Raw genomic sequence first — 8,663 nt, forward strand, 5'->3', positions numbered from 1 at the left:
TGACGGAAAACGGAGAAGCAAGCGCGTGACCGACAAAGACCTGTACTTCTACGAGCCCTCCAAGGGCCACGGCCTCAAGCATGATCCCTTCAACGCCATCATCGCGCCGCGGCCGATCGGCTGGATCTCCTCGCGCGACACCAAGGGCCACGTGAATCTCGCGCCCTACAGCTTCTTCAATGCGTTCTGTTACGTGCCGCCGATCATCGGCTTCTCCTCCACCAACTGGAAGGACACGGTCGAGAACATCCAGCAGACCGGCGAGTTCGTCTGGAATCTCGCCACCATGGACCTCGCCAAACACATGAACGCGACCGCCGCGCATGTCGCCCCTGAGGTCGACGAGTTCGAGATCGCGGGCCTCACCGCCGTGCCTGGCAAGCTCGTCAACGTGCCACGCGTGGCTGAGAGCCCCGTCGCCTTCGAGTGCAAGGTGTCCGACATCGTCCGCCTCAAGGGCGCCGACGGCAAGGAGGCCGACGCCTGGCTGACGCTGGGCGAGGTCGTCGCCGTCCATATCGACAGGGCCATGATCAAGGACGGCGTCTACCAGACCGCCGCCGCCCGCCCGATCGTCCGTGCCGGCCGCCGCGGCGATTATTTCGAGATCAAGCCGGAAAACATGTTCGAGATGGTGCGGCCGGATTGATCGGTCGCGCCCGTAGCCCGGATGGAGCGCAGCGTAATCCGGGATTCTCCCCGCGCGGATAGGCCTCCCCGGATTGCGCTTCGCTCCATCCGGGCTACGATCCATCGCCATTTTTCCCCTCCCGGAACCGCCGTCGCACCCTGGCCGTTATGGTCCGGGGGCGCTTGGCCGCGTCAATGTCGCAGGCGAAGTCTTCACCGCCGCCGGCCGCTTTCCGCTAAAATGCCCGACACCGCGCCGATGCATGAGGTCAGCCATGAGCTTCCGCCGCGACAGAATCACAAAGCCGATCTTCTCCTGGGCCCGCGGCGTGCTGCCGGCGATGTCCGATACCGAACGCGAGGCGCTGGAGGCGGGCGATGTCTGGTGGGATGCCGATCTCTTCACCGGCAACCCGGATTGGTCGAAGCTGCTGAAGGTCCCGCAGGCCAGGCTGACCGAGGAGGAGCGGGCGTTCCTCAACGGACCCGTCGACGAGCTCTGCGCCATGCTCGATGAGTGGAAGATCTTCTGGGAATGGCGCGACCTGCCGCCGGATGTCTGGCACTTCGTCAAGCACGAAAAATTCTTCGGCATGATCATTCCGAAGGAGTTTGGCGGCCTCGGCTTCTCGCCCTATGCCCATTCGGAAGTGGTGCGCAAGATCTCGACCCGCTCGATCGCTGCTGCCGTCACAGTCATGGTGCCGAACTCGCTCGGGCCGGGCGAACTCCTGATGCGCTTCGGCACTCCGGAACAGCAGGCGCGCTGGCTGCCGCGCCTCGCCGATGGACGCGATATTCCCTGCTTCGGCCTCACCAGCCCGGAAGCCGGCTCCGACGCAGCTTCGATGGTCGACACCGGCATCATCTGCAAGGGCACCTTCGAGGACCGCGAGCTCGTCGGCCTCAGGCTCAACTGGCACAAGCGCTACATCACGCTCGGCCCTGTCGCGACGCTGCTCGGCCTCGCCTTCAAGGCCTATGATCCCGACCACCTCGTGGGCGACCGGGAGGAGCTCGGCATTACCGTGGCACTGATCCCGACCCATCTGCCCGGCGTCGAGATCGGCCATCGCCATCTGCCATCGATGCAGGTGTTTCAGAACGGCCCGAACCGGGGCCGCGACGTCTTCATCCCGCTCGACTACGTCATTGGCGGCAAGGAGCGGCTGGGGCAAGGCTGGAAGATGCTGATGACCGCGCTTGCCGCCGGCCGCGGCATCTCGCTGCCGTCACTCTCTGCTGCGGGGGCCGCCTATGCTGCACGCACCACCGGCGCCTATGCCCGCATCCGCGAGCAGTTCGGCATCTCCATCTCGAAATTCGAGGGTGTCGAGGAGCCGCTCGCGCGCATCGTCGCGACCGCCTACCAGCTGGATGCGGCCCGGCGGCTGACCTGCGCGGCACTGAATGCCGGCGTTCATCCCGCCGTCATCTCCGGCATCATGAAGTTGCACGCCACCGAGCGAATGCGCACCGCGATCGACGACGCCATGGACATCCATGGCGGCAAGGCCGTGATCGACGGTCCGCAGAACTATCTCGGCAATCTGCACCGCGCCGTGCCGGTCGGGATCACGGTCGAGGGCGCCAACATCCTGACCCGCAATCTCATCGTGTTCGGGCAGGGCGCCATCCGCGCGCATCCCTACCTGCTCGACGAGATGAATGCGCTGGCCGATACCGATCGCGAGCGCGGGCTGACCGCGTTCGACAAGGCGTTCTGGAAACATGTCGGCCATAGCCTCCGCACCTTGTTCCGTGCCTTCGGCCGGAACTGGACCTTCGGCGCCTTTGCGATGGCGCCCGATGCGGGCGACGCCACGCCATTCTATCGCCAGCTGTCGCGCTACTCCGCTGCGTTCGCGCTCTGCGCCGACATGGCACTGCTGACGCTGGGCGGCGCGCTCAAGCGCAAGGAGATGCTGTCGGCGCGTTTCGGCGACATTCTCTCCGAGCTTTATCTGCTGTCGGCCGCGCTAAAACGCTGGCAGGACGAGGGGCGTCAGAAGGAGGACTTTGCCGCGCTGGAATGGTGCATGGCGACCGGTTTCAAGACGATCGAGAACCGGCTGGCCGAAATCCTCGCCAATCTGCCCAACCGCTTTGTTGCCGGCTTCCTCAAGCTCGTCGTCCAGCCGTTCGGCGCCCGCGTGCTCGGCCCCTCCGACCGCGTCGTGCACCAATGCGCGGCCATCGTGCTGGAGCCGTCGGCGGCGCGCGAGCGCCTCACGCCGGATCTCGCCAATGTCGATGACGACGGCGGCTTTGCCCGGCTGGAGCGCGCGTTCCTGCTGGTCGCAAGTACCGATGCCATCGCCAAGCGCATGCGCGCCGCGCATATCCGCGACTGGAAGGATGCCGTCGCCAAGGGCGTGATCACGCAGGCCGAGGGCGAGCAACTGGCCGCGGCTCATGAAGCCGTCACAAAAGTAATCGAGGTCGACGATTTTGCGCCGGAGGCGCTGTCGCCGATTTACAAGAAAACCGTCAATGTGCATCAGTTCTTCCAGGAACTCGGTGAACAGAGGGCGGCGAGCTGATGGCACGACCGGTTTTCATCGTCGACGGCAGCCGAACGCCGTTTCTAAAGGCGCGCTCGGGGCCGGGGCCCTTCACGCCGGTCGATCTCGCCGTGCAATGCGGACGGCCGCTCTTGGCGCGCCAGCCGTTTTCGCCCGATAGCTTCGACCAGGTCATCCTCGGCTGCGTCAACGTGATTGCGGACGAGATGAACCCGGCCCGCGTTGCCGCGCTCCGGCTCGGCATGGGCGAGGACATGGTCGCCTTCACCGTGCAGATCAATTGCGGCTCCGGCATGCAGTCGATCGACACCGCCTACCGCTATATCCGCGAAGGTCATGCCGACATGATTTTGGCGGGAGGTACCGAGGCACTGAGCCACGCGCCGCTGGTTTGGCCTAACTCCGGCGTGCGCTGGTTCGCCGGCCTTGCCACCGCCAAGGGCGTCGCCGCCAAGCTCGCGGCTGCCTTCAAGTTGCGCCCGCGCGATCTGAAGCCGATCATCGGGCTCGAGCGCGGGCTGACCGATCCCGTCACCGATCTGAACATGGGCCAGACCGCCGAGGTCGTCGGCCATCTCTTCGGCATTACGCGCGCGCAATCCGATGCCTATGCCGCCGAGAGCCACCGCCGGCTCGCCCAGGCGCAAAGTGCGGGCTTTCTCAAGGGTGAGGTTGAGACCGCGTTCTCCCGCGACGGCAAGTTCTTCGACCATGACGACGGCGTGCGGCCGGACTCCACGGCGGAGACGCTGGCAAAGCTCCGGCCGGTATTTGAGCGCCCCTGGGGCCAGGTCACCGCCGGCAATTCCTCGCAGATCACCGACGGCGCCTCCTGGGTGATCCTCGCCTCCGACGCCGCGGTCGCAAAGCACAGGCTCACGCCGAAAGCCGCGATCGTCGACAGCCACTGGGCCGCGCTCGATCCCAGCATCATGGGCCTCGGTCCCGTGATGTCAGCGACGCCGCTGCTCCAACGCAACGGCCTCGCCATCAAGGACGTCGAGACCTGGGAGCTCAACGAAGCCTTCGCGACCCAGGTGCTCGGCTGCTTGGCTGCCTGGAATGACGACAAGTTCTGCCGCGAGATTCTCAGGCTCGACGGCGCGGCCGGTGAGATCGACCGTGACAAGCTCAACGTCGATGGCGGCGCCATCTCGCTCGGCCATCCCGTCGGCACCTCCGGCAACCGCATCGTGCTGCATCTGGTCAACGCGATGAAGCGGCTCGGCACGCGGCGCGGAATTGCGACCGAATGCATCGGCGGCGGGCTCGGCGGCGCCATGCTGATCGAGGCGGTGTGACCATGGATTCCAAGATCATGACCGCGCTCGGCGACCGCGTGCTCGAACTCGGGCCCAAGCCCGCGACGGACAGTCCGTACAGGCACTTCAAGCTGACGCGCGATGAAGACGGCGTCGCCTGGCTGCTGTTCGACCGCGCTGATGCAAGCGCCAATACGCTGTCCTCGGAGGTGATGGAGGAGTTCGACGCCGTGCTCGCGGCGATCGAGACCGAACGCCCGGCCGGCCTAGTGATCCGCTCGGCAAAACCGTCCGGCTTTATCGCCGGCGCCGACGTCAACGAATTCCGCGGCGCTGATGATCCCGAGATGGTGGAGACGCGAATCCGCGCCGCGCACGCGGTGGTCGATCATCTGGAAGCCTTGAAGCTACCAACGGTCGCGGTCATCCACGGCTTCTGCCTCGGCGGCGGGCTCGAGGTTGCGCTGGCCTGCCAGTCGCGCATCGCCATCGACGGCGCACGCTTCGGCTTTCCGGAGGTGATGCTGGGCCTGCATCCCGGCCTCGGCGGCACCGCGCGGTTCACCGCGCTGGTCAATCCCACCCAGTCGATGGCGCTGATGCTGACCGGCCGCACCATCGACGCACGCCGCGCCAGATCGCTCGGCCTCGTCGATACCGTGACTCAAGAGCGCCATGTCCGGGGCGCGGTGAAGGACGCGCTGTTCGGCCGCCTGAAGCGGGCCAAGCCCGGCCTGCTCGGGCGTGCAGCCAATTTTGGCTTCGTGCGCGGTCTCCTGGCCAGGCGCACGCGCTCGGAGGCGGCGAAGGCCGCGTCCCGCGAGCACTATCCGGCGCCTTACGCGCTGATCGATCTCTGGGAGACCCATGGCGGCAACAAGGCCGCGATGCTGAAGGCGGAGCAGGCTTCGTTCGCCAAGCTGATGGTGACGCCGACCGCCCAGAACCTGATCCGCGTCTTCTTCCTGCGCGAGCAGATGAAGAAGGCGGCCGGCAGCGGCAACTTCATCAAGCACGTCCACGTCATCGGCGCCGGCGCCATGGGCGGCGACATCGCGGCTTGGGTAGCCGGGCAGGGACTGCGCGTCTCGCTCGCCGACATGAAGGCGGCGCCGATTGCGGGCGCGGTGAAGCGCGCCGCCGAACTCTACGGCAAGATCATCCGCAAGCCGACCGAGGTGCGCGACGCGCTCGATCGTCTCATCCCTGACATGGACGGCGAGGGCGTCCGCAACGCCGATCTGATCATCGAGGCTGTGCCGGAAAAGCTCGAGCTCAAGCAGAAGGTCTATGCCGGGCTCGAGCCGCGCATCAAGCCGGGCGCGATTCTCGCCACCAACACCTCGAGCATTCCGCTTCAGGATCTGCGCACCACGTTGGCGCGGCCGGAGCGGTTGGTCGGCCTGCATTTCTTCAATCCGGTGTCGCGACTGCAGCTGGTCGAAGTCGTCAGCCATGACGGCAACGACCCGCGGGTGCTGAAAGACGCGCTCGCTTTCGTCGGTGCGATCGATCGCTTGCCATTGCCTGTGAAGAGCTCGCCGGGCTTTCTCGTCAACCGCGCGCTGACGCCCTACATGCTCGAAGCCATGGTGATGCTGGACGAGAAGATCGACCAGCGTCTGATCGACGCCGCGGCCGAGCAGTTCGGCATGCCGATGGGCCCGATCGAGCTGGCCGATCAGGTCGGGCTCGACATCTGCCTCGACGTCGGCGACATGCTGCGCACCAAGTTCGGCGATCTCCTGCCGCCGACGCCGGCCTGGCTGCGCGACAAGGTCGCCAAGGGCGAGCTCGGCCGCAAGACCGGCAAGGGCTTCTACACCTGGAAGGACGGCAAGGCCGAGAAGGCACCGCTCCCCGAGACCGGTCCCCGCGTCACCGACCAGATGATCGACCGCCTGATGCTGCCGATGTCCAATGTCTGCGTTGCTGCCCTTCGCGAGGGCATCGTCGACGATGCCGATGCGGTCGACGGCGCCATGATCTTCGGTACCGGCTATGCACCGTTCCGCGGCGGCCCGCTGAACTATGCGCGCACGCGCGGCGTGGAGAATGTCGTGTCCACGTTGCGTGGGCTCGCCGAGCGGTTCGGCGGACGTTTCGCGCCGGATGCGGGCTGGGACAGTTTGCAATAGGGAGCCGTCGGTAAAAAGATGCTATCATGGGTGGTAGAGCCCGTGGGGAGTATCGCCGGTGCCGACGATCCCGTTCTTCAAGCACGCGACCCTCCGCGAGATCATCATCACGCGGCTGTGCTGCGGGGCCGATGTGGTCGTGATCCTTTGTTGCGCAGGCTATCTCGTCGGGCGTTATCCCGCGGCGGGATTGCGCTGGCCGTGGTTGATCGTGGCGCTCCTGGCCGGATATTTCCTCGCTGACCTGTTTTCAGGGCTGGTGCATTGGGTGGTCGACACCTGGCTCGACGAGGGGATGCTCGGCCGCGGCATCGCGATCACGCGGGAGCATCACACCCACCCCGGCCACGTTTTGCTCTACGGATTCCTCGACCAGGCGTCTCTCGGTGCGGCGCCGAGCGCGGCGGTGGTCGGAGTCGCGGCCACCGTCACGGCGTTGTTTCCGGTTTCCGCGCTCACCTATGCGCTGATGATCGTCTGGTTCGTGATCGCGACCTGCATGCTGTTTGGCATGAGCTTTCACAATCTCGCGCACCGACCGGTCCGCCCGCTGCTCCTGCGAATGGCGCAACGGCTGCATCTGGTCTGCTCACCCGAGCATCATTGGTGTCATCACCGTGACCACACCATCCGATATTGTGTCATCAATGGATGGGCCAATTATCCGTGCGACCGTCTCCGGCTATGGAGCAGGCTGGAACGGTTGGTAACGGCGACGACCGGACGCGCGCCGCGGGCCGACGATGCGGAGTGGCAACGCAAACTGAACGATACCGGAATCCTCGTCGGGTCGCCGCGGCCGATTGGATAGCGCAAGCTTGCCTCGTGTCGATGTTGCGCAAGGCGCCGCGGCTTTGTATCCAGAGCCCAGAGCCGCGGGAGACCAACCATATGACCGATACGCATGTCCACGCCCCTATCAGCTCCGCCCCCGGGCCTAACGGCGATCTCTGCATCCGCACGCTGGCGATGCCCGCCGATACCAACGCGAATGGCGACATCTTCGGCGGCTGGCTGCTGAGCCAGATGGACGTCGGCGGCGGCGTGTTTGCCTCGAAGGTCGCGAAATCGCGGACCGTGACGGTTGCGATCGAGGCGATGAACTTTCGCAAGGCGGTCTATGTCGGCGATCTCGTGTCGGTCTACGCCAATCTCGTGCGCGTAGGCCGCACCTCGCTCACCGTGCATCTGGAAGCGTGGGCGCTGCGCCGCGGGGAGGAGCATCCGTTCCTCGTCACCGACGGCAACTTCACCTACGTCTCGATCGACGAACATGGTCGCCCGCAGGCCGTTCGCTCGACCGACACTGTCATCGCGACGTAATCGCGCGCGACGCTCTGCCTCATCTCACAAAATGCGTGGCAAGCGCCGTCAAACGCGGCACCAGTGAGTCACGTTCGTCGCTGCTTCGCCAAGAACCAGTCATAAAACGGATGAGGTCTCGGCGTACTCAATTGCGTGTCGATTCGGGGTGGAAACGGCCTCAAAATGCCTGGGAACCTTTGGGCATGAGTGCCGTTATTTGCCCGCACTGAGGAATCCACGGACCATGCCGGACAGCTACATCATCGAAGTCAATTCGCAGACCGCAGGTATCGTCGTTCGTTCTTCGGGAGGCTATTGCTTCTTTGCCTCGTCCCACCGATTCAACCGTCTCGAAGGCCAGCTCTTCCGCAACGCCCGCGAAGCCGAACGCGCCGCGCGCAAGCTGGTGAACGGTGATGTGAAGGAAGCGGCGTAAGCGCCTGCTGGTGATTCCGGGCTCGCGGAGCGAGGTCGGAATTTTTTGCCGCCCTTGATACCGCTGTTTTCTTCCTTCTCCCCTTGTGGGAGAAGGTGGCGCGAAGCGCCGGATGAGGGGTATATTTCGGCGTTCTCGAGATTCAGAGAGAGGGGTTCGCTGAGGCAACCCCTCACTTGTCTCGTCGCTACGCGACGAGCCACCCTCTCCCACAGGGGGCCTGTTGCGTAATCCGCCAGTTGTGATTCCCTAGGGCAAAGCCTTGGAGGTATCGATGGCGGTGAAGCGGACAGGACAGCCGAGCTTTGTGGAAGCGCTGATGCCGAAGGGCGCCGGCGCCAATGCGGCGCTGGATCGGTTGGCTGGC

The 8,663-nt window shown here is 65.2% G+C and carries 6 protein-coding genes and 1 pseudogene; all 7 read left to right on the plus strand.

What is annotated here, in order from left to right; genetic code table 11:
* Nucleotides 1–25 precede the first annotated feature (25 nt).
* Nucleotides 26–649: a flavin reductase family protein gene (locus GGD65_RS30360; RefSeq protein ID WP_183237620.1), complete on the plus strand. Its 624-nt coding sequence runs from the start codon at nucleotides 26–28 to the stop codon at nucleotides 647–649.
* 256 nt (nucleotides 650–905) lie between these two features.
* Nucleotides 906–3,173 carry an acyl-CoA dehydrogenase gene (locus tag GGD65_RS30365; protein ID WP_183237621.1) on the plus strand — a complete coding sequence of 756 codons (2,268 nt, stop codon included), beginning with the start codon at nucleotides 906–908 and terminating at the stop codon, nucleotides 3,171–3,173.
* Nucleotides 3,173–4,456, plus strand: a complete 1,284-nt coding sequence (locus GGD65_RS30370) for an acetyl-CoA C-acetyltransferase (RefSeq protein WP_183237622.1) — start codon at nucleotides 3,173–3,175, stop codon at nucleotides 4,454–4,456. The genes GGD65_RS30365 and GGD65_RS30370 overlap by 1 nt, the downstream gene beginning before the upstream one ends.
* Nucleotides 4,457–4,458: 2 nt before the next feature.
* The gene (locus GGD65_RS30375; protein WP_183237623.1) at nucleotides 4,459–6,555 is read left to right on the plus strand and encodes a 3-hydroxyacyl-CoA dehydrogenase NAD-binding domain-containing protein; all 2,097 of its coding nucleotides are present in this window, start codon (nucleotides 4,459–4,461) and stop codon (nucleotides 6,553–6,555) included.
* A gap of 268 nt (nucleotides 6,556–6,823) precedes the next feature.
* A pseudogene (locus tag GGD65_RS41175) lies at nucleotides 6,824–7,237 on the plus strand (fatty acid desaturase CarF family protein); the annotation flags it as partial.
* A 209-nt stretch (nucleotides 7,238–7,446) separates the two neighbouring features.
* Complete coding sequence (locus GGD65_RS30385; protein WP_183237625.1) at nucleotides 7,447–7,878, plus strand: acyl-CoA thioesterase; 432 nt, start codon at nucleotides 7,447–7,449, stop codon at nucleotides 7,876–7,878.
* Between the two features lie 226 nt (nucleotides 7,879–8,104).
* On the plus strand, nucleotides 8,105–8,296 hold the full coding sequence (locus GGD65_RS30390; RefSeq protein ID WP_018323258.1) for a hypothetical protein: 192 nt from the start codon (nucleotides 8,105–8,107) through the stop codon (nucleotides 8,294–8,296).
* Nucleotides 8,297–8,663: the final 367 nt, after the last annotated feature.

Source organism: Bradyrhizobium sp. CIR18, assembly GCF_014198295.1.
GTDB lineage: Bacteria > Pseudomonadota > Alphaproteobacteria > Rhizobiales > Xanthobacteraceae > Bradyrhizobium.

Excerpts from the sequence above, each read along its gene's own strand:
- GGD65_RS30385 (WP_183237625.1), top strand. The coding sequence starts at position 7,447 with ATGACCGATACGCATGTCCACGCCCCTATCAGCTCCGCCCCCGGGCCT.
- GGD65_RS30375 (WP_183237623.1), top strand. The coding sequence starts at position 4,459 with ATGGATTCCAAGATCATGACCGCGCTCGGCGACCGCGTGCTCGAACTC.
- GGD65_RS30365 (WP_183237621.1), top strand. The coding sequence starts at position 906 with ATGAGCTTCCGCCGCGACAGAATCACAAAGCCGATCTTCTCCTGGGCC.
- GGD65_RS30370 (WP_183237622.1), top strand. The coding sequence starts at position 3,173 with ATGGCACGACCGGTTTTCATCGTCGACGGCAGCCGAACGCCGTTTCTA.
- GGD65_RS30390 (WP_018323258.1), top strand. The coding sequence starts at position 8,105 with ATGCCGGACAGCTACATCATCGAAGTCAATTCGCAGACCGCAGGTATC.